23 protein-coding genes and 2 other annotated features (1 of these 25 running past the window's edge) are annotated in these 22,218 nt (G+C 38.0%); all 23 genes read right to left on the bottom strand.

All coding sequences use genetic code 11. The features are described 5' to 3' along the window. Window positions 1-39: 39 nt before the first annotated feature. The gene (gene rpsJ / locus EZV73_RS23260; protein ID WP_240842844.1) at window positions 40-354 is read right to left on the bottom strand and encodes a 30S ribosomal protein S10; all 315 of its coding nucleotides are present in this window, start codon (window positions 352-354) and stop codon (window positions 40-42) included. 287 nt (window positions 355-641) lie between these two features. Continuing rightward, window positions 642-1,838, bottom strand: coding sequence for an elongation factor Tu (gene tuf / locus EZV73_RS23255; RefSeq protein WP_240842843.1), 1,197 nt, complete (start codon window positions 1,836-1,838; stop codon window positions 642-644). A gap of 27 nt (window positions 1,839-1,865) precedes the next feature. Continuing rightward, the gene (fusA, locus tag EZV73_RS23250) at window positions 1,866-3,938 is read right to left on the bottom strand and encodes an elongation factor G (RefSeq protein WP_240842842.1); all 2,073 of its coding nucleotides are present in this window, start codon (window positions 3,936-3,938) and stop codon (window positions 1,866-1,868) included. 33 nt (window positions 3,939-3,971) lie between these two features. After that, window positions 3,972-4,442: a 30S ribosomal protein S7 gene (rpsG, locus tag EZV73_RS23245; protein WP_240842841.1), complete on the bottom strand. Its 471-nt coding sequence runs from the start codon at window positions 4,440-4,442 to the stop codon at window positions 3,972-3,974. 112 nt (window positions 4,443-4,554) lie between these two features. Continuing rightward, window positions 4,555-4,974 carry a 30S ribosomal protein S12 gene (gene rpsL / locus EZV73_RS23240; protein ID WP_240842840.1) on the bottom strand — a complete coding sequence of 140 codons (420 nt, stop codon included), beginning with the start codon at window positions 4,972-4,974 and terminating at the stop codon, window positions 4,555-4,557. Window positions 4,975-5,016: 42 nt separating this feature from the next. After that, the gene (locus tag EZV73_RS23235) at window positions 5,017-5,265 is read right to left on the bottom strand and encodes a ribosomal L7Ae/L30e/S12e/Gadd45 family protein (RefSeq protein WP_240842839.1); all 249 of its coding nucleotides are present in this window, start codon (window positions 5,263-5,265) and stop codon (window positions 5,017-5,019) included. Window positions 5,266-5,403: 138 nt separating this feature from the next. Next, window positions 5,404-8,913 (bottom strand): DNA-directed RNA polymerase subunit beta', encoded by a 3,510-nt coding sequence (gene rpoC / locus EZV73_RS23230; protein WP_240842896.1) that lies wholly within the window; start codon window positions 8,911-8,913, stop codon window positions 5,404-5,406. Window positions 8,914-8,972: 59 nt separating this feature from the next. Beyond that, window positions 8,973-12,695, bottom strand: a complete 3,723-nt coding sequence (gene rpoB, locus EZV73_RS23225; RefSeq protein ID WP_240842838.1) for a DNA-directed RNA polymerase subunit beta — start codon at window positions 12,693-12,695, stop codon at window positions 8,973-8,975. 340 nt (window positions 12,696-13,035) lie between these two features. Next, window positions 13,036-13,404, bottom strand: coding sequence for a 50S ribosomal protein L7/L12 (gene rplL, locus EZV73_RS23220; protein ID WP_240842837.1), 369 nt, complete (start codon window positions 13,402-13,404; stop codon window positions 13,036-13,038). Window positions 13,405-13,422: 18 nt separating this feature from the next. Next, window positions 13,423-14,010, bottom strand: coding sequence for a 50S ribosomal protein L10 (gene rplJ, locus EZV73_RS23215; RefSeq protein ID WP_240842836.1), 588 nt, complete (start codon window positions 14,008-14,010; stop codon window positions 13,423-13,425). 35 nt (window positions 14,011-14,045) lie between these two features. Beyond that, window positions 14,046-14,162: a sequence feature (ribosomal protein L10 leader region), on the bottom strand. A 54-nt stretch (window positions 14,163-14,216) separates the two neighbouring features. Then, window positions 14,217-14,909: a 50S ribosomal protein L1 gene (gene rplA, locus EZV73_RS23210; RefSeq protein ID WP_240842835.1), complete on the bottom strand. Its 693-nt coding sequence runs from the start codon at window positions 14,907-14,909 to the stop codon at window positions 14,217-14,219. A gap of 56 nt (window positions 14,910-14,965) precedes the next feature. Beyond that, on the bottom strand, window positions 14,966-15,391 hold the full coding sequence (gene rplK / locus EZV73_RS23205) for a 50S ribosomal protein L11 (RefSeq protein WP_240842834.1): 426 nt from the start codon (window positions 15,389-15,391) through the stop codon (window positions 14,966-14,968). Between the two features lie 32 nt (window positions 15,392-15,423). Next, window positions 15,424-15,942, bottom strand: a complete 519-nt coding sequence (gene nusG, locus EZV73_RS23200) for a transcription termination/antitermination protein NusG (protein WP_240842833.1) — start codon at window positions 15,940-15,942, stop codon at window positions 15,424-15,426. Between the two features lie 57 nt (window positions 15,943-15,999). Continuing rightward, window positions 16,000-16,194, bottom strand: coding sequence for a preprotein translocase subunit SecE (gene secE / locus EZV73_RS23195; protein ID WP_240842832.1), 195 nt, complete (start codon window positions 16,192-16,194; stop codon window positions 16,000-16,002). Between the two features lie 17 nt (window positions 16,195-16,211). After that, the gene (rpmG, locus tag EZV73_RS23190) at window positions 16,212-16,361 is read right to left on the bottom strand and encodes a 50S ribosomal protein L33 (protein ID WP_240842831.1); all 150 of its coding nucleotides are present in this window, start codon (window positions 16,359-16,361) and stop codon (window positions 16,212-16,214) included. A 118-nt stretch (window positions 16,362-16,479) separates the two neighbouring features. Then, window positions 16,480-17,136: an RNA polymerase sporulation sigma factor SigH gene (gene sigH, locus EZV73_RS23185; RefSeq protein ID WP_240842830.1), complete on the bottom strand. Its 657-nt coding sequence runs from the start codon at window positions 17,134-17,136 to the stop codon at window positions 16,480-16,482. Between the two features lie 35 nt (window positions 17,137-17,171). Next, window positions 17,172-17,699 carry an NYN domain-containing protein gene (locus EZV73_RS23180; protein ID WP_240842829.1) on the bottom strand — a complete coding sequence of 176 codons (528 nt, stop codon included), beginning with the start codon at window positions 17,697-17,699 and terminating at the stop codon, window positions 17,172-17,174. Continuing rightward, entirely contained in the window at window positions 17,689-18,435 is a 747-nt protein-coding gene (rlmB, locus tag EZV73_RS23175; RefSeq protein WP_240842828.1) for a 23S rRNA (guanosine(2251)-2'-O)-methyltransferase RlmB, read from the bottom strand. Before rlmB ends, EZV73_RS23180 begins: the two co-directional genes overlap by 11 nt. After that, window positions 18,436-19,197 (bottom strand): FAD-dependent thymidylate synthase, encoded by a 762-nt coding sequence (gene thyX / locus EZV73_RS23170; protein WP_240842827.1) that lies wholly within the window; start codon window positions 19,195-19,197, stop codon window positions 18,436-18,438. Then, on the bottom strand, window positions 19,187-19,543 hold the full coding sequence (locus EZV73_RS23165; protein WP_240842826.1) for a hypothetical protein: 357 nt from the start codon (window positions 19,541-19,543) through the stop codon (window positions 19,187-19,189). The genes thyX and EZV73_RS23165 overlap by 11 nt, the downstream gene beginning before the upstream one ends. Then, a complete protein-coding gene (locus tag EZV73_RS23160) occupies window positions 19,536-19,973 on the bottom strand; it encodes a Mini-ribonuclease 3 (RefSeq protein WP_240842825.1) in 438 nt (145 codons plus the stop codon). Before EZV73_RS23160 ends, EZV73_RS23165 begins: the two co-directional genes overlap by 8 nt. Window positions 19,974-19,982: 9 nt before the next feature. Further along, entirely contained in the window at window positions 19,983-21,377 is a 1,395-nt protein-coding gene (cysS, locus tag EZV73_RS23155) for a cysteine--tRNA ligase (RefSeq protein ID WP_240842824.1), read from the bottom strand. A gap of 50 nt (window positions 21,378-21,427) precedes the next feature. Next, window positions 21,428-22,057 (bottom strand): serine O-acetyltransferase, encoded by a 630-nt coding sequence (gene cysE, locus EZV73_RS23150; protein ID WP_240842823.1) that lies wholly within the window; start codon window positions 22,055-22,057, stop codon window positions 21,428-21,430. Window positions 22,058-22,151: 94 nt separating this feature from the next. Then, window positions 22,152-22,218 (bottom strand) — a binding site (T-box leader); it runs 141 nt beyond the window's last position.

The raw sequence follows: 22,218 nt of genomic DNA, 5'->3' as shown, positions 1-22,218 counted from the left end.
CTTATATTTATAAAAACAACAAATTCTTAGTATTCTTTATTATAATTTGATTTCGATATCCACACCAGCTGGTAAATCGATCTTCATTAAAGCATCAACTGTCTTTTGAGTTGGGCTTAAGATGTCTACCAATCTCTTGTGAGTTCTCATCTCAAATTGCTCTCTTGAGTCCTTGTACTTATGTACCGCTCTTAAGATTGTTACAACTTCCTTCTTTGTTGGTAAAGGAATTGGACCTGATACTTCAGCACCAGTTCTCTTAGCTGCTTCAACGATTTTTACTGCAGAAGCATCTAATAATTTGTGATCATAAGACTTAAGTCTGATTCTGATTTTTTGACCTGCGTTAGCCATTTTTTTTCCTCCTTGTAAGTAGTTTTTTTAATCTGTTTTTCTTGCACACTCAGCCTAGCGTATCGTAAGCTTTTTGACAAAAAAACAACGAGTCGCTCGCCTCTCAGGGCAAACTCTTCTCCACGGAAGTTCTCCAGTGGCTCTGGTAACCTCCCGCTTCATCGCGTTTTACGTACCAAACAAGTATAACCCACTTTTTCAGATAATGCAAGACCTTTTTTAAAGTTTTTTTAAAAAAGAAGAAAAAAATTAGACTGACAAAGTCAGTCTAATAATTTATGTTTTGATTAGTCTTCTAAGATCTTGATAACTGAACCAGAACCTACTGTTCTACCACCCTCACGGATAGAGAACTTTAATTGCTCTTCGATAGCGATAGGAGCGATAAGTTCGATAGTCATTTCAACGTTATCACCAGGCATACACATTTCTACGCCTTCTTTAAGTTGAATGTTACCAGTTACGTCAGTAGTTCTGAAGAAGAACTGTGGTCTGTAACCAGAGAAGAATGGCTTATGACGTCCACCTTCTTCTTTCTTAAGAACGTAAACTTGAGCTTCGAACTTAGTATGTGGGTTGATAGTACCAGGAGCAGCAAGAACTTGACCTCTTTCGATTTCTGTTCTTTGAACACCTCTTAATAAACAACCAATGTTGTCGCCTGCGAAACCTTCATCTAAAAGCTTCTTGAACATCTCAACACCAGTACAAACTACTTTTCTCTTCTCTTCTTTGATACCAACGATTTCGATTTCGTCAGAAACTCTTAAGATACCTCTTTCGATTCTACCTGTTGCAACTGTACCTCTACCTGTGATAGAGAAAACGTCCTCAACTGGCATTAAGAAAGGCTTATCAGTGTCTCTTTCTGGCTCTGGAACATACTCGTCAACGATTTCGAATAATTCAACGATTTTGTCAGCCCACTCTGAAGAAGAATCTTCAAGAGCTAATAAAGCAGAACCTCTGATGATTGGAGTGTCATCACCTGGGAAATCATATTCGTCAAGTAATTCTCTAACTTCCATTTCAACTAATTCTAATAATTCTTCGTCATCAACCATATCACACTTGTTTAAGAAAACAACGATGTATGGAACGCCTACCTGACGAGATAATAAGATATGCTCTCTTGTTTGTGGCATAGGACCATCTGCTGCAGATACAACTAAGATAGAACCGTCCATTTGAGCAGCACCAGTGATCATGTTCTTAACGTAGTCGGCATGGCCTGGACAGTCAACGTGAGCGTAGTGTCTGTTAGGAGTTTCATACTCAACGTGTGCTGTAGAGATAGTGATACCTCTTTCTCTCTCTTCTGGAGCTTTATCGATATTCTCGAAGTCTACCTTCTCACCAAGACCATACTTGTCATATAATACTTTAGTGATTGCAGCTGTTAAAGTTGTTTTACCGTGGTCAACGTGACCAATAGTACCAACGTTAACGTGTGGCTTATTTCTTTCAAATTTTTGCTTTGCCATTTTTGAAATTCCTCCCTTTATAAAAATTTATTTTTTGTCACCCATGATCTTCTCACCAATTGAGTTTGGAACTTGATCATAATGACTGAATAGCATAGTGTAGTTACCTCTACCTTGAGACTTAGATCTTAAGTCAGTAGCATAACCAAACATCTCTGATAATGGTACATGTGCTCTGATTACTTGAGCACCATCTTGTGCTTCCATACCTTCTAATTGACCTCTACGAGAGTTAATATCACCCATAACGTCACCTAGGTATTCTTCTGGAACCACAACTTCAACTTTCATCATTGGCTCAAGAAGTACAGCAGCACCTTTTCTCATAGCCTCTTTGAATGCCATAGAAGCAGCTAATTTAAACGCCATCTCAGAAGAGTCGACTTCATGATAAGAACCATCATATAATTCAGCTTCAATATCTACAACTTCATATCCAGCTAGGATACCATTTTGAAGTGCACCTTGGATACCTTGGTTAACTGGCTCGATGTATTCTCTAGGAACAGCACCACCAGTAACAGAGTTGATGAAGTTATAACCGTCACCTGCAGTTTGAGGTCTGAAGTGCATTTTAACATGACCGTATTGACCCTTACCACCAGATTGCTTAGAGTATTTGTGCTCAATAGTAACTTCTTTAGTGATAGTTTCTTTGTAAGCAACTTGAGGAGCACCAATGTTCGCCTCTACTTTAAACTCTCTTAATAATCTATCAACGATGATTTCAAGGTGAAGCTCACCCATACCAGCGATAATAACCTGACCAGTTTCTTCATCAGTGTATGTCTTGAACGTTGGATCCTCTTCAGCAAGCTTTGATAGACCAATACCCATCTTTTCTTGAGAAGCTCTTGTCTTAGGCTCAATAGCAACCTTGATTACTGGCTCAGGGAATTCCATCGACTCAAGTACAACCATGTTATCTTGTGAACATAAAGTATCACCAGTTGTTGTAAACTTAAGACCGATAGCTGCAGCGATATCACCAGAGTAAACCGTTTTGATTTCTTCTCTCTTGTTCGCATGCATTTGTAGGATTCTACCAACTCTCTCTTTTTTATTCTTAGTAGAGTTGTGAACGTAAGACCCTGAATCTAATGTACCAGAGTAAACTCTGAAGAACGATAACTTACCTACATATGGATCAGTCATGATCTTGAACGCTAATGCAGCAAAAGGACCTTTGTCATCAGCTGGTCTTGCAACTTCTTCGTCAGTCTCAGGATCAATACCTTTGATAGCAACAACGTCAGTTGGAGCTGGCATGTAATCGATGATAGCGTCAAGAAGAATCTGAACACCTTTGTTCTTGTAAGCAGTACCACATAATACTGGTACAATTACGTTATCAATTGTAGCTGTTCTTAATGCTTTAACTAAATCGTCATGCTCTAGCTCTTCACCTTCAAGGTAAGCCATCATTAACTCTTCATTAGTTTCAGCAATTGCTTCGATCATTTCACCTCTTTTTTCCTCAGCTAAATCTACTAAGTCAGCAGGGATGTCAGTGATCTCAATGTTTTCACCTAGGTCGTCCTTATAAACATGAGCTTTCATTGTTAATAAGTTTACGATACCTTGGAATTGGTCTTCAGCACCAATTGGTACTTGAATTGGAATAGCATTTGCAGATAATCTGTCCTTCATCATTTGAACAACTCTGAAGAAGTCTGCACCTGTAATATCCATTTTATTTACGAAAGCCATTCTTGGAACTCTGTATTTAACCGCTTGTCTCCAAACTGTTTCAGACTGAGGCTCAACGCCACCTTTCGCACAGAATACAGCAACTGTACCATCTAATACTTTTAAAGATCTCTCAACTTCTACTGTAAAGTCAACGTGACCTGGTGTATCGATGATGTTGATTCTGTTATTTTTCCATGAGCATGTTGTAGCAGCAGAAGTAATTGTGATACCTCTCTCTTGCTCTTGCTCCATCCAGTCCATTGTAGCTGCACCGTCATGAACCTCACCAATCTTGTGAGAAACACCAGTGTAGTACAGGATTCTTTCTGTCGTTGTAGTCTTACCAGCATCGATGTGAGCCATGATACCGATATTTCTAGTTCTCTCTAATGGGAACTGTCTTGACACGATGGTTCCTCCTTTCAAGATACCTACGCAATATTAGAATCTGTAGTGTGCAAATGCTCTGTTAGCTTCTGCCATCTTATGCGTATCTTCTTTCTTCTTAACTGATGCACCAGTGTTATTAGCAGCATCCATAATTTCTTTAGCTAGTCTTTCAGACATAGTTCTTTCGCCACGCTTTCTTGTGTAAAGCGTTAACCATCTTAAACCTAAAGTTTGTCTTCTTACTGGACGAACTTCGATTGGTACCTGATAGTTTGAACCACCAACTCTTCTTGACTTAACTTCTAATACTGGCATGATGTTTTCCATAGCAGTTTCAAAAACTTCTAAAGCTTCTTTACCAGTCTTTTCAGCGATCATTTCGAATGCATCGTAAACGATTCTTTGTGCTGTACCTTTTTTACCATCTAACATGATTGAGTTGATTAGCTTAGCTACTACAACCGAACCATGTACTGGATCAGGTAACACTTTTCTCTTTGGAACATTTCCTTTTCTAGGCACTGTACTTCCCTCCTTAATTATAACTTTTCTTCATCGGTACTCGACAATTTTAACAACTGTCGTTGTGCATATGACTATATGAAGCCTTTACCGAAGTAAAGGCTGATTTAAATTACTTCTTCTTCTTAGGTCTCTTAGCACCATACTTAGATCTAGCTTGATTTCTATCAGAAACACCTGATGTATCAAGTACACCTCTAACGATATGGTATCTACAACCTGGTAAGTCTTTTACTCTACCACCACGAATCAAAACAACACTATGCTCTTGAAGATTGTGGCCTTCACCTGGAATATAAGCTGTAACTTCTAAACCATTTGAAAGTCTAACTCTCGCAACTTTTCTAAGGGCCGAGTTAGGCTTTTTAGGTGTAACAGTTTTAACTGACGTACATACACCTCTCTTTTGTGGAGATTTAGCTTTAGTAGCTTGTCTCTTTAAAGAGTTGAAACTTCTGTTTAACGCAGGAGCAGTTGATTTTGTCTCACTTGCTTTTCTCCCTTGTCTTACTAATTGGTTAATAGTAGGCATCCATGCACCTCCTTTCGAATTTTAATATAAATATAGTCACTTTTATTTTACAATCACTGCCGTCGCAGCACCAACGTCAATATTACACGCTTTACCCAAGATCAACATACTTTCAACATAAATTATTGGAATTTGTTTTTCTTCAGCAAGCTTAACAATGCTTCTGACTACATATTGCTCAGCGTCTTTAGCCACAAATAGGGCCTCGGCTTCATCACGTTTTATAATCTTCAGCGATTGCTTGATACCGATTTTTTTACATTGAGCTGTTTCTAAGTTTGTTAAATCCATAGAACACCCCTTTGTTACTTGTTTTTACAAGCGTTTTATCATGAACAGAATATATTCAAGATAACATACTCAAATATTGTAACACCCCGAAAGCAGTATTGTCAATAAAAATAACAAAATACTTTCGGGTCTTACAACTTATAAGAATACATCTTGCATGTCTAATTCATTTTTCTTTTCGTATGCTACATTCTTGTACTTTCTTAGTCCTGTACCAGCTGGTATTAACTTACCAATGATAACATTTTCTTTAAGACCAAGAAGCTTATCTTCTTTACCTCTTACTGCAGCATCTGTAAGAACTCTTGTTGTTTCCTGGAACGATGCAGCTGATAAGAATGAATCTGTAGCAAGTGAAGCTTTTGTGATACCGTAAAGTGCTCTAGTACCTTCCATTACTTCTTTGCCTTCAGCAACTAATTTTTTATTAACATCTTTAAACTCTTTATAAGAAATGACTCTACCTGGTAAGTTATCAGAATCACCTGGTTCATCAATTTTAATCTTAGAAAGCATTTGTCTAACGATAACTTCAATGTGCTTATCATCGATGTCAACACCCTGAAGACGATATACAACCTGGATTTCCTTAACGATGTACTCTTGTACGCCATTAACACCAACAACTCTTAAGATGTCATGTGGGTTAATCGAACCTTCCGTGATCTTTTCACCAGCTTTTACGTAGTCACCTTCTTGAACTCTTAAACGAGAACCAAAGACAATTTGAGAAGCATGTGATTCACCAGAATCATTTGTAATAACAACTTCTAATTTTCTTCTTGTCTCTTGGAAGCTTATGCGACCTTCGATTTCAGCGATAACTGCCATACCTTTTGGCTTACGACCTTCGAAAAGCTCCTCAACTCTAGGAAGACCTTGAGTGATATCGGCACCGGCAACACCACCTGTATGGAATGTTCTCATTGTTAACTGTGTACCCGGCTCACCGATTGATTGAGCTGCGATTGTACCAACAGCCTCACCAATATTCATTGGCTTACCAGTTGCAAGGTTTTTACCGTAACACTTACAGCAAACACCGTACTCTGCTTCACAGTTAAGAACTGAACGAATCTCTACTTCAGTGATACCTGCATCTACAATTGCCTTAGCAACTTTCTTGTTGATCATTACTTCAGATGAAGCAACTACTTGACCTGTTTCAGGATGAAGAACATCTTGAACTGGGTAACGACCTTCAACTCTTTCAGCCAAACCTTCAATGACTTGACCATTTTCTACGATATCTCTAACAACAATACCTGTTTCAGAGCCACAGTCAACTTCACGAACGATAACGTCCTGAGCAACATCAACAAGTCTTCTTGTTAAGTAACCTGAATCGGCTGTTCTAAGTGCGGTATCGGCAAGACCCTTTCTCGCACCAGTTGTTGAGATAAAGTACTCAAGAACCGACAGACCTTCACGGAAGTTAGAAAGGATTGGAATCTCTACCGTCTTACCAGTTGCATTGGCCATAAGACCACGCATCGCACCTAACTGTCTGATCTGGTTTCTCGAACCACGGGCACCAGAGTGGGCCATGATATTAATATTATTTAAACGAGGCATTGTATCCATCAGCTCGTTTGTTACATCTTCAGTTGTTTGCGTCCAAGTTTGAATGATACCTTCGTATCTTTCTTCTTCAGTTAAGAAACCTCTCTTAAATGCAGCTTGGTACTTTTCAACTTTCTTTCTAGACTCTTCAACGATTTCCCATTTGTTTCCTGGAATAACCATGTCAACTACGGCAACTGTGATTGCAGATTGAGTTGAGTATCTAAAACCTAGATTCTTAATCTCATCCATAATTCTAGCAGTAACTGTGTTACCAGTACGCTCATAACAGCTTGCAATAATTGTTTCTAAGTCTTTTTTAGTACATAAGTAGTCAATTTCTAATCCATATGGATCTTCATCTCTATCAACAAAACCTAAAGTTTGAGGTAATTCAGCATTGAAGATGAATCTACCTACTGTAGAGTGAACAATTTGACCTAAATCTTCATCATGTAATTTAACTCTTACACCAACTTTAGCATGAAGATGAACTGTGCCAGCTCTGTAAGCCATGTACATCTCATCAAAATCTTTAAAGATCTTACCTTCACCTAGAACGCCTTCTTGATGAAGTGTTAGGTAGTAAGCACCAAGTACCATATCCTGTGTAGGAGTAGTAATTGGAAGACCATCTTTCGGTGCTAAAATATTGTTAACAGAAAGCATTAAGTATCTTGCTTCTGCTTGTGCTTCTACAGATAAAGGAACGTGAACCGCCATCTGGTCACCGTCAAAATCGGCGTTGTAAGCAGTACACACAAGTGGGTGAAGTCTAATCGCTTTACCATCAACTAGTACCGGTTCAAATGCTTGGATACCAAGTCTATGAAGTGTCGGTGCTCTGTTAAGCAGTACTGGATGATTCTTAATAACATCCTCAACGATTGGCCATACCTCAGGCTTACCTCTTTCCACCATTCTCTTAGCTGATTTAATGTTATGAACAATTTCTTCTTGAACAAGACGCTTCATAACAAATGGCTTAAATAGCTCAAGTGCCATTTTCTTAGGTAAACCACACTGGTAGAACTTAAGTGATGGACCAACTACGATAACCGAACGGCCAGAGTAGTCAACACGCTTACCTAATAAGTTTTGTCTGAATCGACCCTGCTTACCTTTTAACATGTCTGATAAAGATCTAAGTGGTCTGTTACCAGGACCTGTTACAGGACGGCCTCTTCTACCATTGTCAATTAATGAATCCACAGCTTCTTGAAGCATACGCTTTTCATTTCTTACGATGATATCAGGAGCACCTAATTCTAAAAGTCTCTTAAGACGGTTGTTTCTATTAATAACTCTTCTATATAAGTCATTTAAGTCAGATGTTGCAAAACGACCACCATCTAATTGAACCATAGGTCTTAAATCAGGTGGGATAACTGGTACAACGTCCATGATCATCCAATCAGGGCTGTTGCCAGATTCTCTAAAGTTGTCTACAACTTCTAATCTTCTAATTAATTTAACTTTCTTTTGACCAGTTGCTTCTTGATATTGAGCTTTTAACTCTTCTCTTAAAGAATCTAGGTCAAGTTGTTGTAAGATTTTTCTTACAGACTCTGCACCCATACCAGCTTTGAATCTACCGCCGTATTGCTCTCTGGCATCAGCATATTCTTTTTCTGATAATACTTGCTTGTAAGAAAGTGCTGTATCACCAGCATCTGTTACAATGTAAGCTGCAAAGTATAAAATTTTCTCTAATGATCTAGGTGACATATCAAGTAAGATACCCATCTTAGATGGAATCCCTCTGAAGTACCAGATATGAGATACAGGTGCCGCTAATTCAATATGGCCCATTCTCTCACGACGTACTTTAGCTCTTGTTACTTCAACACCACAACGATCACAGATTACGCCTTTATAACGTACTCTTTTGTATTTACCACAATGACATTCCCAGTCCTTTGTAGGTCCAAATATTTTTTCACAGAACAAACCTTCTTTTTCAGGCTTTAAAGTTCTGTAGTTGATAGTTTCCGGCTTTTTAACTTCTCCTCGAGACCAGCTTCTGATCTTTTCAGGAGAGGCTAATCGAATTTTTATGGAATCAAAATTATCAAACTCTAGCAAGATTTTCGCTCCCTTCATAAGTAATCGCTTCACTTATGGAGCAGCCGTAGCTGCTACCATTAGTCTTCAAAATCTAAATCAAGATCATCTACTGGGATGATGTCATCATCTGAGAAAGCCGCTTCTTCACTGAATTCTTCTTCAATGATTTCGCCTTCTTCATCTTCGATTAAAACACCTTCGCCTTGCTCAGCGTCATTAACGATTAAATCATCTAAATCAGAAGGATCATCTGCAATATCATCGATACCCTCTTTCATTTCGACTTCGCCAGCGCCTGCTTTGATCACACTTACATCAAGTGCAAGTGATTGGAATTCTTTAATCAATACCTTGAATGATTCAGGGATTCCTGGCTCAGGAATATTTTCACCCTTAACAATTGCCTCGTAAGCCTTAACACGACCTACTACGTCATCCGACTTAACTGTTAAGATTTCCTGTAATGTGTATGCTGCACCATATGCCTCAAGTGCCCATACCTCCATCTCACCAAATCTCTGACCACCAAACTGTGCTTTACCACCAAGTGGCTGTTGCGTTACCAATGAATATGGACCAGTTGAACGAGCATGGATCTTATCGTCTACCAAGTGATGCAGTTTTAACATGTACATGTAACCAACTGTTACTGGGTTGTCGAAGTATTCCCCTGTTCTACCGTCACGAAGCTTAAGCTTACCAGTACCTGGATAACCTGCTTCTTCAAGAAGTTCAGCAATTTGTCCCTCTTTTGCACCATCAAAGGCCATAGTTGCTACATTCCAGCCTAGCTTCTTAGCAGCTAAACCTAAGTGAATCTCAAGCACCTGACCGATATTCATACGAGATGGTACCCCTAGTGGGTTAAGGATAATTTGAACTGGTGTACCGTCTTCAGCAAATGGCATATCTTCAATAGGTAATATCTTAGAAATAACACCCTTGTTACCATGTCGACCGGCCATCTTATCACCAACGTTGATCTTACGTTTCTTAGCAATGTATACTCTTACTAGTAAGTTAACACCTGGAGATAATTCATCACCATTTTCTCTTACAAATACTTTTACATCTACGATGATACCAGCTTCACCATGAGGTACTTTTAATGAAGTATCTCTTACTTCTCTAGCCTTCTCACCGAAGATTGCTCTTAATAATCTTTCCTCAGCTGTTAATTCAGTTTCACCCTTAGGTGTTACCTTACCAACTAAGATGTCTCCAGGACCAACTTCAGCACCAATTCTAATGATACCTCTTTCATCAAGATCCTTCAGTGCATCCTCACCAACGTTTGGAATATCACGAGTAATCTCTTCAGGTCCTAATTTTGTATCTCTAGCTTCACACTCGTACTCTTCAATATGAATAGAAGTCAAAGCATCTTTTCTTACTAACTCTTCACTAAGAAGAATCGCATCCTCATAGTTGTAACCATTCCATGTCATGAATGCAACTTGAAGGTTTGTACCCAGTGCCATCTCACCATTGTGAGTTGAAGGACCATCAGAAATGATGTGACCTGCTTTTAACTTTTGGCCTTTTGATACAAGTGGTGTTTGGTTCACGCAAGTACCCTGGTTTGAACGCTTGAACTTAAGCAGTTCGAACTCATCTCTCTTTTGTGAATCATCACGCTTTAATACAATCTTTGTAGCAGATACATACTCTACAGTCGAATCCGCCGGTGCAATATTAACCGCACCAGAGTCTCTTGCTGAGAAGTACTCCATACCTGTACCAATGATTGGTGATTGAGCAACTAATAAAGGTACTGCCTGCTTCTGCATGTTAGCACCCATTAGGGCTCTATTGGCATCATCGTTCTCTAAGAACGGAATAAGAGATGTTGCAACTGAAATCAACTGCTGTGGTGATACTTCCATTAACGAAACTTCTTCACGAGCAAATTCCTTGATGTCACCCTTACGACGACCAACAACGTTTTTATTTTTAATGTAACCATTTTCATCTAGCTCAGTAGAAGCTGGAATCATTACGGCATCTTTTTCTTCATCTGCACTCATGTAACGGATTTCGCCAGTTACACGACCTGTACCTTTCTCTACAATGTTGTATGGTGCCTCTACGAAACCATACTCATTGATTTGAGCAAAGATTGATAAGTTACCGATCAAACCGATGTTTGGACCCTCAGGCGTTTCAATCGGACACATTCTACCGTAGTGAGAATAGTGAACGTCACGAACCTCGAAGCCCGCTCTCTCTCTTGAAAGACCACCTGGTCCAAGAGCTGAAAGTCTTCTTAAGTTTGTTAACTCGGCAAGTGGGTTGTTCTGGTCCATGAACTGAGATAACTGCGAAGAACCAAAGAATTCTTTAATAGCAGCAGTTACAGGACGAATGTTAATTAAGGCTTGAGGCGTGATCGCTTCCATATCCTGAATTGTCATTCTTTCACGAACAACTCTTTCCATTCTAGATAAACCGATTCTAAATTGGTTTTGCAGAAGCTCACCAACAGAACGGATTCTTCTGTTACCTAAATGGTCAATATCATCTGTAAGACCCACGTTTTGTGCTAGGTTCAGAATATATGAGAATGATGCAATAATATCATCTACAATAATATTCTTAGGAATAAGTTTGTCATTCACCTCGTCACGCTTACGGTCTTTTTTAGCGTTCATGTTGATTTGATCAACAATTTCTTCTTCATCTGTGTAGTTTTCTAGAATGCTCATTAATGTAGGGTAATGTACCTTACCTTGAACATTAATACCTTCATAGTCTACATACTGACTTAAGTCAACAAAGTGATTACCTACAACTTTAACAGGTTCGCCATCGGCGTTGATCACGTTTACAACTTTAACACCAGCATTTTCTACTTCAAATGCTTCTGCTTCCGTAAATTTATGACCTTCTTCAAATAAGATTTCACCAGTTCTAGGGTCAACGATGTTCTCAGCCGCAATATTAGTCATAATACGGTCAGCAACACCTAACTTCTTGTTGTACTTATAACGACCAACCTTTGCAAGGTCATATCTCTTATCATCGAATAATAAAGAGAATAATAATGACTTGGCATTGTCCACGTTTGGTGGCTCACCTGGTCTTAACTTCTTATAGATCTCTACAAGAGCTTCATCTTGAGAAGACGTTGAGTCTTTCTCTAATGTTCTTAATAGTCTTTCTGACTCACCAAAAATACTAATAATTTCATGATCTGATTCAAATCCAAGCGCTCTAACAAGAACCGTTGCTGGTAACTTTCTAGTACGGTCAATTCTAACAGAAATAATATCGTTAGAATCTGTTTCATACTCTAACCACGCACCACGATTTGGGATAACAGTTGTAGAAAATAATTTCGAACCAACTTTATCAAACTTCATATCATAGTATGGACCTGGTGAACGTACTAATTGCGATACAATTACACGCTCAGCACCGTTAATCACAAAAGTTCCTTTTGGTGTCATCATAGGGAAGTCACCCATGAAAACTTTTTGCTCTTTAACTTCGCCAGTCTCTTTGTTGATGAATCTTACCTGAACCTTTAACGGAACGGCATAAGTTACATCTCTATCTTTACATTCTTCAATATCATACTTTGCCTTGTCTTCTAATTCGTAATCAACGAATTCCAAAACTAAGTTTTCCGTATAGTCTTTAATCGGTGAGATATCATTAAAAGCTTCCATTAATCCAGTTTCTAAGAACCATCTGAATGATTTCTTTTGAACTTCAACTAGATTTGGCTTTTCAATTACGTCTTTCACCTTCGAAAAACTCATTCTTTCAGCATTTCCGAGTTGTATAGGTTGCGGCATCAACTGTTCACCCCTTAAGCATAAATTTGTTGTTATTTTAAGAGAAATTACTTCTCTATACGTTAAAAAACCACGGCATAAATAGGATTCATAGCATATATTTTTGCACGCGCAAAAAGACATATCGCTACTTATGCCATTTTAAAACTATAACATATATCATGTTGTTAGTCAACGATTTTTTCGTAAATATTATACCTCTTTATTAATACTTGAAACACAGTTTCACATAATGATAATCTCCTTTTAAAAGCAGGAGATTACAGTATCAATAAAAAGGTCTTTTAAAGAAAAAAATGGATTCCATTACTGAAATCCATTTATAAAATTTAAGTATTGATTACTTAAGTTCTACAGCAGCACCAGCTTCTTCTAACTTAGCTTTCATTGCTTCTGCTTCTTCTTTAGCTACGCCTTCTTTGATTGCATTTGGAGCGCCATCAACTAATGCTTTAGCTTCTTTAAGACCTAAACCAGTGATTTCTCTAACTACCTTGATAACACCGATCTTCTTAGCACCAGCGTTAGCTAATACTACGTCAAATTCAGTTTGCTCAGCAGCACCACCAGCAGCATCTCCACCACCTGCAGCCATAACTACAGGAGCAGCAGCTGATACGCCAAACTCTTCTTCACAAGCTTTAACTAATTCGTTAAGCTCTAATACAGTCATTTCCTTAATTGCTTCAATAATTTGCTCTTTGTTCATAATACACCTCCGAAATTATTATGCTTCTTCTGCAGGAGCAGCTTCAGCTTGTTCTACGTTTTCCTCAGCTGGAGCTTCTGCAGGAGCAGCTTCTTCAACTGGAGCCTCTTCGCCTTCTTCAACTCTCTTATCTACAATATTCTTTACTAAGTAAGCAAAGTTTGAGATAGGAGCTTGGAATGAACCAACAAGTCTAGAAAGTAATACTTCTCTAGATGGAATGTCAGCGATTTCAATAATTTTAGCATTGTCATAGTACTCGCCTTCAACAACACCAGCTTTTAATTCTAAATTTTCATGGTCTTTCGCAAAGTCTTTAACGATCTTTGCAGGTGTAACAGGATCTTCGTAACCAAATGCTACTGCACTTGGACCAGCTAAGTCTGCTGTTAAACCTTCAAACGAACTATCCTTAATAGCTAATTTCATTAAGTTGTTCTTGTAAACTTTATACTCAACGCCAGCTTCTCTAAACTTCGTTCTTAAATCAGTAGCTTCTGATACTGTAAGACCTCTGTAATCAACAAGAATTGCCGACTTGGCATTTGAAAACTTTTCGCGAATTTCTTCTACTTTAACTTTTTTGTTTTCAAAGTTCTGAGACATTCGTCCACCTCCTCGTTTAGATTTATGGATTCACCGATATCAATAAAAAACCCCTCTGCAAAGACAAAGGGGTATCATAAAAATCTATTTATACCTCGGTAGGATAATTAAGCCGAAGCCCCTACTGTCTTTGGTGAATACTCGTATTTAATTTCTTTATGAAGTTTAACACTTAAGTGAAACAATGTCAACTCAATTTTTAAACTTTATAATTTTGCAGCGTTTAATTTGATACCAGGACTCATAGTTGAAGTAATAACTACAGATCTTAAGTAAGTACCTTTTGCTGCAGCAGGTCTAGCTTTGTTGATAGCTTCAGTAAGAGCGTTTAAGTTTTCAACTAACTTATCGTTCTCGAAAGAAATCTTACCAACTGAACAGTGGATAATATTAGTTTTATCTAATCTGTACTCAACTTTACCAGCTTTGATTTCGTTAACAGCTTTAGTAAGATCGAATGTTACTGTACCAGACTTAGGGTTTGGCATTAAACCTTTAGGACCTAACACTCTACCTAAACGACCGATAAGACCCATCATATCAGGAGTCGCAACGATTACATCGTAATCGAACCAGTTTTCCTTTTGAATCTTTTCTACCATATCTTCAGCACCAACGAAGTCAGCGCCAGCTGCTTTAGCTTCTTCAGCTTTTTCGCCTTTAGCGATTACTAGTACCTTCTTTGAGTTACCAGTACCGTGAGGTAATACAATTGCACCTCTAATTTGTTGATCAGCATGTCTACCATCAACACCCATTTTGTAATGAACTTCTACAGTTTCATCAAATTTAGCTTTAGCTATGTCTTTTAATAAAGCTACCGCTTCGTCTACATCGTATAATTTAGACTTATCGATTTTTTTCATAGCATCAGCATATTTCTTGCTTAATTTTGCCATTTAGTCCTCCTCGTGGTTCTATCGACTAACGTCTCCCACTTGACTTATACTTGTAATTAACCTTCTACTACGATACCCATTGATCTAGCAGTACCCATGATCATGCTAGTAGCAGTCTCGATGTTTGCAGCGTTTAAGTCTTCTTTCTTAATCTCTGCGATTTCTTGACATTGTGCTTTAGTAATAGTAGCAACCTTCACCTTATGAGGCTCACCAGAAGCCTTGTCAATCTTAGCAGCTTTCTTTAATAATACTGCAGCAGGTGGAGTCTTAGTGATAAATGTGTATGATCTATCTTGATATACACTGATTACAACTGGAATAATCATTCCTGGTTGATCTGCAGTCTTTGCGTTGAACTCTTTACAGAATTGCATGATGTTAAGACCGTGTGGACCTAACGCAGAACCAACTGGTGGTGCTGGAGTCGCCTTACCTGCAGGAATTTGTAATTTAACCAAACTTACCAATTTCTTAGCCATTTTGATTTCACCTCCTCAAAATAAATTTGATATTATAATTTTTCAACTTGAATAAAGTCAAGTTCTACAGGTGTTTCTCTTCCGAACATCGAAATCGAAACATGTAAAATTTGCTTTTCCATGTTTACTTCTTTAACAATACCTTCAAATCCTTCAAAAGGACCTGAAACAACCTTAATGCTGTCACCTTCAACAACATCAATTTCAACAATGTGCTTTTCAATACCCATCTTCTGAATTTCTTCTTCAGTCAGTGGTATTGGCTTAGATTCCGGTCCAACAAAGCCTGTTACACCTCTTGTATTTCTAACAATGTACCATGACTCATCTGTCATAACCATTTTAACTAGACAATAACCTGGGAATATCTTTCTTTGCTTGACTTTCTTCTTACCGTTTTTAATTTCAACTATATCTTCGGTAGGCACAGCAACTTCTAAGATAAGGTCATTCTTTCCTCTGTTCTCTACGATTTTCTCGATATTAGCTTTTACTTTGTTCTCATGACCCGAGTACGTATGAACAACATACCATTTAGCTTCTTTTGACATACTGAATAGTGCTACTACTGTAACACTCTGCCCCCTTTCTTCATAATGTAGTTGTAATTAACCAACGATTGCTCTGAATAAAAAACCAAATACAGCGTCACATGCAGCAATAAGTACGCCTACAGCAACACACATACCAAATACAACCGCCGTGTATTGACCAACTTCTTTCCTATTTGGCCAACTTACTTTCTTTAGTTCCATCCTAATAGATTTGAACCAGCTTGTTTTTTTCTTAGTTTGTACAGCCATTTTCTCACATCCTTAAACTATTTAGTTTCTTTATGGTTTGTATGAGTCTTACAGAATCTACAATACTTTTTAAGTTCTAATCTATCCGGATTATTTTTCTTGTTTTTTGTAGTGTTATAGTTTCTTTGCTTACACTCTTGACAAGCTAAAGTAATTTTTACTCTCATGTCAGACACCTCCTACCCTTTTAGATATTTATATACACGTATCCAAAATACCGTTACCTTATTAAGTTAACACACTAATTTCAAATTGTCAACATAGGTACCTTGTATTTTAAATGACTTAATTAAAATCGAAATCAACTTCCAAATACTTCTCAATTTTCTTCTTAACCCTTTGGAGTGCATTGTCAATCGACTTAAGCGGTTTCTCCAAATCATTAGCAATTTCTTGGTATGAATGACCTTCCAAGTAATAGGTCAGCACTTTCCATTCGAACTTACTAAGTATTTTTCCTATTTTGTCTTTAATAGAAGTGATTTCTTCTCTTGTGATGTAGAGCGTTTCTGGATTCATCGAATGTCTTCCCTTAAGAACATCTAAAAGTGTTCTCTCCGACTCATCATCAAATATGGGCTTACTTAATGACACATAAGAATTAAGCGGAATGTGTTTTTGGCGAGTAGCAGATTTTATGGCTGTAATGATCTGTCTCTTGATACACAACTCAGCAAAGGCTTTAAAATTATCGTTTTTATCAACATTATAATCTCTAATGGCCTTAAACAAACCAATCATACCTTCCTGAATGATATCTTCCGGATCTGCACCAATCAGAAAATAGGATCTGGCTTTTGCTCTTACAATATTCTTATATTTTCTAATTAGATAGTCAAGTGCAAAAGTATCACCTTCATTGGCCCATACAACCACCAGCTCGTCTGGCATGGTTTCATAGTCCTCATTTTTGATGTATTTTGCAGAAGCACCAGAACTCATTATAATCACTCCTCGCTAATAAGTAAATACCCAATTTAATTATTTTTTCTGATTTCCAGTAATTTATCTAGATTTCTTAAAGATTGGTGGCCCGACGGCTCCTTAGAAGCCGCTTCTTCAGCCATTCTGTGTCGATGTTCAATCTTCCTTCTTATTCTAGCACATTTATCTTTTAATTCCCAAGGCGTTAAACGAATGCCACCAGAGCCAAGAATTTGTCTTTGCTGAACCCAATCAGAAGTTGCTACCTTAATCATGATTCTTACATCTTCAGACAAGAGTTTCACTTGTCTTTCTATATAAGAATCTGCTGTCTGGTTTTCTTTTGTGTAGACCACATGCAAATGACCATAGCTTTCTACATGTGCCTTCTTAGCATTTGTTAAATAAGCATCATAAACCACATAAACTTCCTCGCCATAATATGACGCGTATTCATGCATGTAGTCATTGAGTTTTTCTCTAGCCCCCTCAAAGTCATCCTCTAGAATAAGCTTAAGTTCAGGCCATGCATTTAAGACATTGTAACCATCTACAAATAAAATGGTTTTTCTATTGTTCATTAGCTTGCCTTTGCTTGAAGATTTCATACATAATGACAGATGCCGCTACTGAAGCATTTAATGAAGAAACCTTACCAATCATAGGAATGTTGACTAAGAAGTCACACTTTTCTTTTACCAAACGACTGAGTCCCTTACCTTCATTCCCCATAACAAGAGCAATGCCACCAGTAAAGTTGGCTTGAAAATGCGTTTGTTCACCAGCCATATCAGCACCAGCAACCCAAATATTATGCTCTTTTAACTCGTCAATGGCTCTTGCCAGGTTTGTAACTCTTGCAACGGGCACATATTCAATAGCTCCTGCAGATGTTTTTGCTACAACCGGCGTTAAGCCTACTGCACGTCTTTTAGGAATCACAATGCCATGAGCACCAACAGCATCTGCTGTTCTCATAATAGAACCCAAGTTATGAGGATCATTGATTTCATCCAATACTATAATAAAGGGTACTTCGCCCTTTTCTTTAATACTTGCAATCATCTGGTCAAGTGGCATGTAGTCATAAGCTGCTACAAAAGCAATGACACCTTGATGGTTGTCTGATTGACTAAGAGAATTGATCTTATGTCTGTCTACATAAGAAATGACAATGCCCTTTTCTTTAGCCTGAGCTATAATTTTTTTAATAGAACCTTCCTTATTACCACTTGCAATCATAAGCTTGTTAATGTCTCTGCCAGATTGAATGGCTTCTAAAACTGGATTTCTACCTTCTATCATATAATCATTCATTTAATCTTCCTTCAAATAATATGTTTTCTTTTCAGCTGCCTTACCACAAGTCATAAAACCTTCTGGACAAGTAGAGCCTACACAGGACGGTCCTGCATATTTAAAGAGGTTAGGAGAAACCGACTTAACCAAGTCTAACATCTGATCAGCAAGTTCTCTGATTTCCCATTGGGCTCTTTCACAACATCTATGCTTAAAAAACTGCATCAATGTTCTAGCATTCATCGTAAATATAATTTTTGTCTCACAGGCATTTGGAAAAACAAATCTGGCATCCTCTATGGCTTTTTTCTCCGCCATTTGCTTAGATTTCTTGTCACTGTAGCCTTCTGATAGGTATTCTTCTATATAAGATTTTTCTAAAGTCTCTACCAGGCTGTTGTAATGCATCTGGTCTTCTTGCATGGCTTTTTCAAATATTGCATAAGCTTTCGGATTCTTTTTTATCATCGGTGGCACAACATACTCAAACTGTTCTAGTTTGACATAACGCTGTGATTGCTGAGAATACGATGCTATTCTATGTCTTACAAGCTGATGTGTCAAGACCCTGCTGACACCTTCTACAGCAAATGTATAAGAAACATGCTCTATAGGTGATTCGTGACCAAGACTGGCAAGCTTTTCAATAAAGGATTCCACCTTGTCATCAGTCAAGCCTTCTAATATGGACTGGGTACCCGTTTTCGAGTAACACAGCTTAGCCGCTGCAGATACAACTTTTTCTGCTTCCGGCGTATGGGTAATCAAATCAACTTTCATCTTCTACACCTTCTAAAATACTTTCTTCTGCATAAGGTAAGATACCCAGAATATACTTTCTGATTTTAGCCTTGTAGGTACCTTGTGTCACCTGGACATTGCCATCTAAGTCTTTGTAGGACTTTTCTCTTTCACTCATCTCAGTGATGTTTACAACCTTTATCTGAACCAAGGTCCCATAAAGACCACCACTGTATCTTTCATCTACAAGCTTTTCCACATAAGTCAGAAATGCCTCTTCAGCTTCATTCTCCACTTGATAAGGATCTAAAACAAGTGACTTCACAAGCAGTAGAATCACCAGACCGATCATGACAAGAATCATGATTTTATCTCTTTTACTCATCGTCTGCCTCCGGATCAATATGCTTGATGCCATGAATGATCAAGTCTTCTAATCTTTCTTTTTCACCCTTAAGATAAAGCTGGCCGATAAGGGCTTCAAAGCCCGTTGCCATTTTATAGTCCTTGATATCGGCATTTTTAGAAGCTGTGGTAACCTTATGATTTCTACCACGCATAACCACTGCCCACTCACTTTCAGACAAATATGGTTTTAAATACTCAACAATTCTAGCCTGAGCACCCGCCTTAACAAAGCTGACTGCCTTTCTATTTAGGTTGTTGACATTGGCCCTGTAATTGTTCATCACATAAGTCCTGATGTAAACCTCATAAACGGCATCACCAATATAAGCAAGTTTCATGGCGTTCATCATTTTTACTTCATCGTCTGTTAAAGTTCTTCTATCAATTTTGTCTAAAAATTGTTTCAATGAGGACTCCTATCTTTTGTATGACCACTTAACGCCTGTTGGTGTGTCTTCAAGTACAATACCTTTTTCCAATAGTAAATCTCTGATTTCGTCTGAACGCTCAAAGTTTTTAGCCTTTCTAGCTTCTTGTCTTTCATCGATAAGCGCTTTTAAATCATCAGCAAGCACATCATTTTCTTTAACTAAAATACCAAGTACGCCTGTCAATTCTTTTAACAAATCTAAAGTGCCTAAGATAAGTTCTCTAGAAGATAATTCTGTCATATCCTTGTTCATATCTCTAACAAGTTCAAATATGGCAGCAATACCGTCAGCTGTATTAAAGTCATCATCAAGTGATTCAATAAACTTGATCTTATGTTTTTGATAACCATCTAAGATGACCTGATCTGAATCACTCAGACCTGTAGGTGCTGTCTTTAGTAGATGCATCATGTTGTCTCTAGCTGTATAAATTCTATCCAGTCCATTGGCTGCTGATTCAACCAGTTCTCTAGAGAAGTTAACAGGATGTCTGTATTGAACTGAAAGCAAGAAGAAACGAATGACTTCCGCATCGTATTTTTCTAGAATTTCTCTAACTGTAAAGAAGTTACCTTCAGACTTTGACATCTTCTTATTATCAATATTGATATAACCATTGTGCATCCAGTAGTTAGACAGTGTCTTACCCGTATAAGCTTCACTTTGGGCTACTTCATTTTCATGGTGTGGAAAAACCAAGTCCTTGCCACCTGCATGAATATCAATGGTTTCACCTAAGTGTTTATTGATCATTGCAGAACATTCGATGTGCCAACCTGGACGACCTTCACCCCAAGGAGACTTCCATGCAATTTCACCTTCTTTTTTCTTCTTCCATAAGGCAAAATCCATTGGGTTTTTCTTAACTTCAGATACATCGATTCTAGCACCGGCTTCTAACTCATCTATGATTTGACCTGATAATTTACCATAGTCTTTGAAGGCTTTCATGTCAAAGTATACATCACCGTCAACATTGTATGCATAGCCATTTTTCTCAAGTGTTTTAACAATTTTTATAATACCACCAATGTTTTCTGATACTTTTGGATGAAAATCAGCTCTCTTGATACCAAGGGCATCTGCATCTTTAAAGTATTCATCAATGTACTTTTGAGAAACGGTCATTGGATCAATATTCTCTTCTATAGCACGGTTGATGATTTTATCATCTACATCCGTAAAGTTCTGAACATAAGTGACGTCATAACCTCTATACTCCAGGTATCTTCTGAAAGCATCAAAGATTAAAAAAGGTCTTGCATTACCAATGTGGAAGTAGTTATAAACTGTTGGTCCACACACGTACATCTTTACTTTTCCCTCTTCAAGAGGTTTAAACTCTTCTTTTTCACGAGTTATCGTATTATATAGTCTCATAAGCACTCCTTTATCTTATCTATTATATCACTATTCCTATGAATTAGGTATTAGCCAACCTTCTTTTCTAGTTCAAGCAATTTTTTTCTTAACTTGTCAAACTCAGCTTCAACGGGATTTGGTAAATGAACTTGGTCCATATCACAGAGTTTTTCCTCATCCACCTTTTTATAGTTTTGCTTAACAATCCTTCCTGGTACACCAACAACTGTACAATGGTCCGGTACTTCCTTTAAAACAACAGATCCCGCACCGATTTTTGAGTGATCACCAATCTTAAAAGGCCCAAGTATTTTAGCTCCAGAGGCGATCATAACATCGTTGCCAATGGTCGGATGACGCTTGCCTTGGTCTTTACCTGTACCACCTAAAGTCACGCCCTGATACAAGGTCACGTCGTCTCCAATAATGGCAGTTTCACCAATAACCACACCCATGCCGTGGTCTATCAAAAGTCTTCTGCCTATAACAGCACCTGGGTGGATTTCAATGCCAGTCAGTACTCTCATGATTTGAGAACCCATTCTAGCCAAGACCCTTAAACCCATATTATGGAGCAAATGATTGACACGGTGTGCTATAACAGCATGTACACCAGGGTAACAGACTAGTACTTCCAATCTATTCTTAGCAGCTGGGTCTCTTCTTACAATAGAAGCTAATAGTCCTTCTTGTCTCATCGCTTACTCCTTTCTAAAAATAAGCACTCAGCACATCGAGTGCTTCGTTACTTATTAAACTGGTTTTCATACCAAACAAAAAAATCACCCTCATAATAAAGGCGATTTAACTCACGGTTCCACTTTAATTAGGCCTAAGCCTATCTCATATAATAGATAAC

This window comes from Acidaminobacter sp. JC074, assembly GCF_022496765.1.
GTDB lineage: Bacteria > Bacillota > Clostridia > Peptostreptococcales > Acidaminobacteraceae > JABXKX01.
This window is presented reverse-complemented; position numbering and strand designations above follow the sequence as displayed.

Excerpts from the sequence above, each read along its gene's own strand:
- rlmB (WP_240842828.1), bottom strand. The coding sequence starts at position 18,435 with ATGAATGATTATATGATAGAAGGTAGAAATCCAGTTTTAGAAGCCATT.
- rplK (WP_240842834.1), bottom strand. The coding sequence starts at position 15,391 with ATGGCTAAGAAATTGGTAAGTTTGGTTAAATTACAAATTCCTGCAGGT.
- cysE (WP_240842823.1), bottom strand. The coding sequence starts at position 22,057 with ATGAGACAAGAAGGACTATTAGCTTCTATTGTAAGAAGAGACCCAGCT.
- thyX (WP_240842827.1), bottom strand. The coding sequence starts at position 19,197 with ATGAAAGTTGATTTGATTACCCATACGCCGGAAGCAGAAAAAGTTGTA.
- cysS (WP_240842824.1), bottom strand. The coding sequence starts at position 21,377 with ATGAGACTATATAATACGATAACTCGTGAAAAAGAAGAGTTTAAACCT.
- rplL (WP_240842837.1), bottom strand. The coding sequence starts at position 13,404 with ATGAACAAAGAGCAAATTATTGAAGCAATTAAGGAAATGACTGTATTA.
- rpoB (WP_240842838.1), bottom strand. The coding sequence starts at position 12,695 with ATGCCGCAACCTATACAACTCGGAAATGCTGAAAGAATGAGTTTTTCG.
- rplA (WP_240842835.1), bottom strand. The coding sequence starts at position 14,909 with ATGGCAAAATTAAGCAAGAAATATGCTGATGCTATGAAAAAAATCGAT.
- rpsJ (WP_240842844.1), bottom strand. The coding sequence starts at position 354 with ATGGCTAACGCAGGTCAAAAAATCAGAATCAGACTTAAGTCTTATGAT.
- EZV73_RS23235 (WP_240842839.1), bottom strand. The coding sequence starts at position 5,265 with ATGGATTTAACAAACTTAGAAACAGCTCAATGTAAAAAAATCGGTATC.
- rpsL (WP_240842840.1), bottom strand. The coding sequence starts at position 4,974 with ATGCCTACTATTAACCAATTAGTAAGACAAGGGAGAAAAGCAAGTGAG.
- EZV73_RS23180 (WP_240842829.1), bottom strand. The coding sequence starts at position 17,699 with ATGAACAATAGAAAAACCATTTTATTTGTAGATGGTTACAATGTCTTA.
- secE (WP_240842832.1), bottom strand. The coding sequence starts at position 16,194 with ATGGCTGTACAAACTAAGAAAAAAACAAGCTGGTTCAAATCTATTAGG.
- EZV73_RS23165 (WP_240842826.1), bottom strand. The coding sequence starts at position 19,543 with ATGAGTAAAAGAGATAAAATCATGATTCTTGTCATGATCGGTCTGGTG.
- tuf (WP_240842843.1), bottom strand. The coding sequence starts at position 1,838 with ATGGCAAAGCAAAAATTTGAAAGAAATAAGCCACACGTTAACGTTGGT.
- sigH (WP_240842830.1), bottom strand. The coding sequence starts at position 17,136 with ATGAGTTCTGGTGCTTCTGCAAAATACATCAAAAATGAGGACTATGAA.
- rplJ (WP_240842836.1), bottom strand. The coding sequence starts at position 14,010 with ATGTCTCAGAACTTTGAAAACAAAAAAGTTAAAGTAGAAGAAATTCGC.
- nusG (WP_240842833.1), bottom strand. The coding sequence starts at position 15,942 with ATGTCAAAAGAAGCTAAATGGTATGTTGTTCATACGTACTCGGGTCAT.
- rpmG (WP_240842831.1), bottom strand. The coding sequence starts at position 16,361 with ATGAGAGTAAAAATTACTTTAGCTTGTCAAGAGTGTAAGCAAAGAAAC.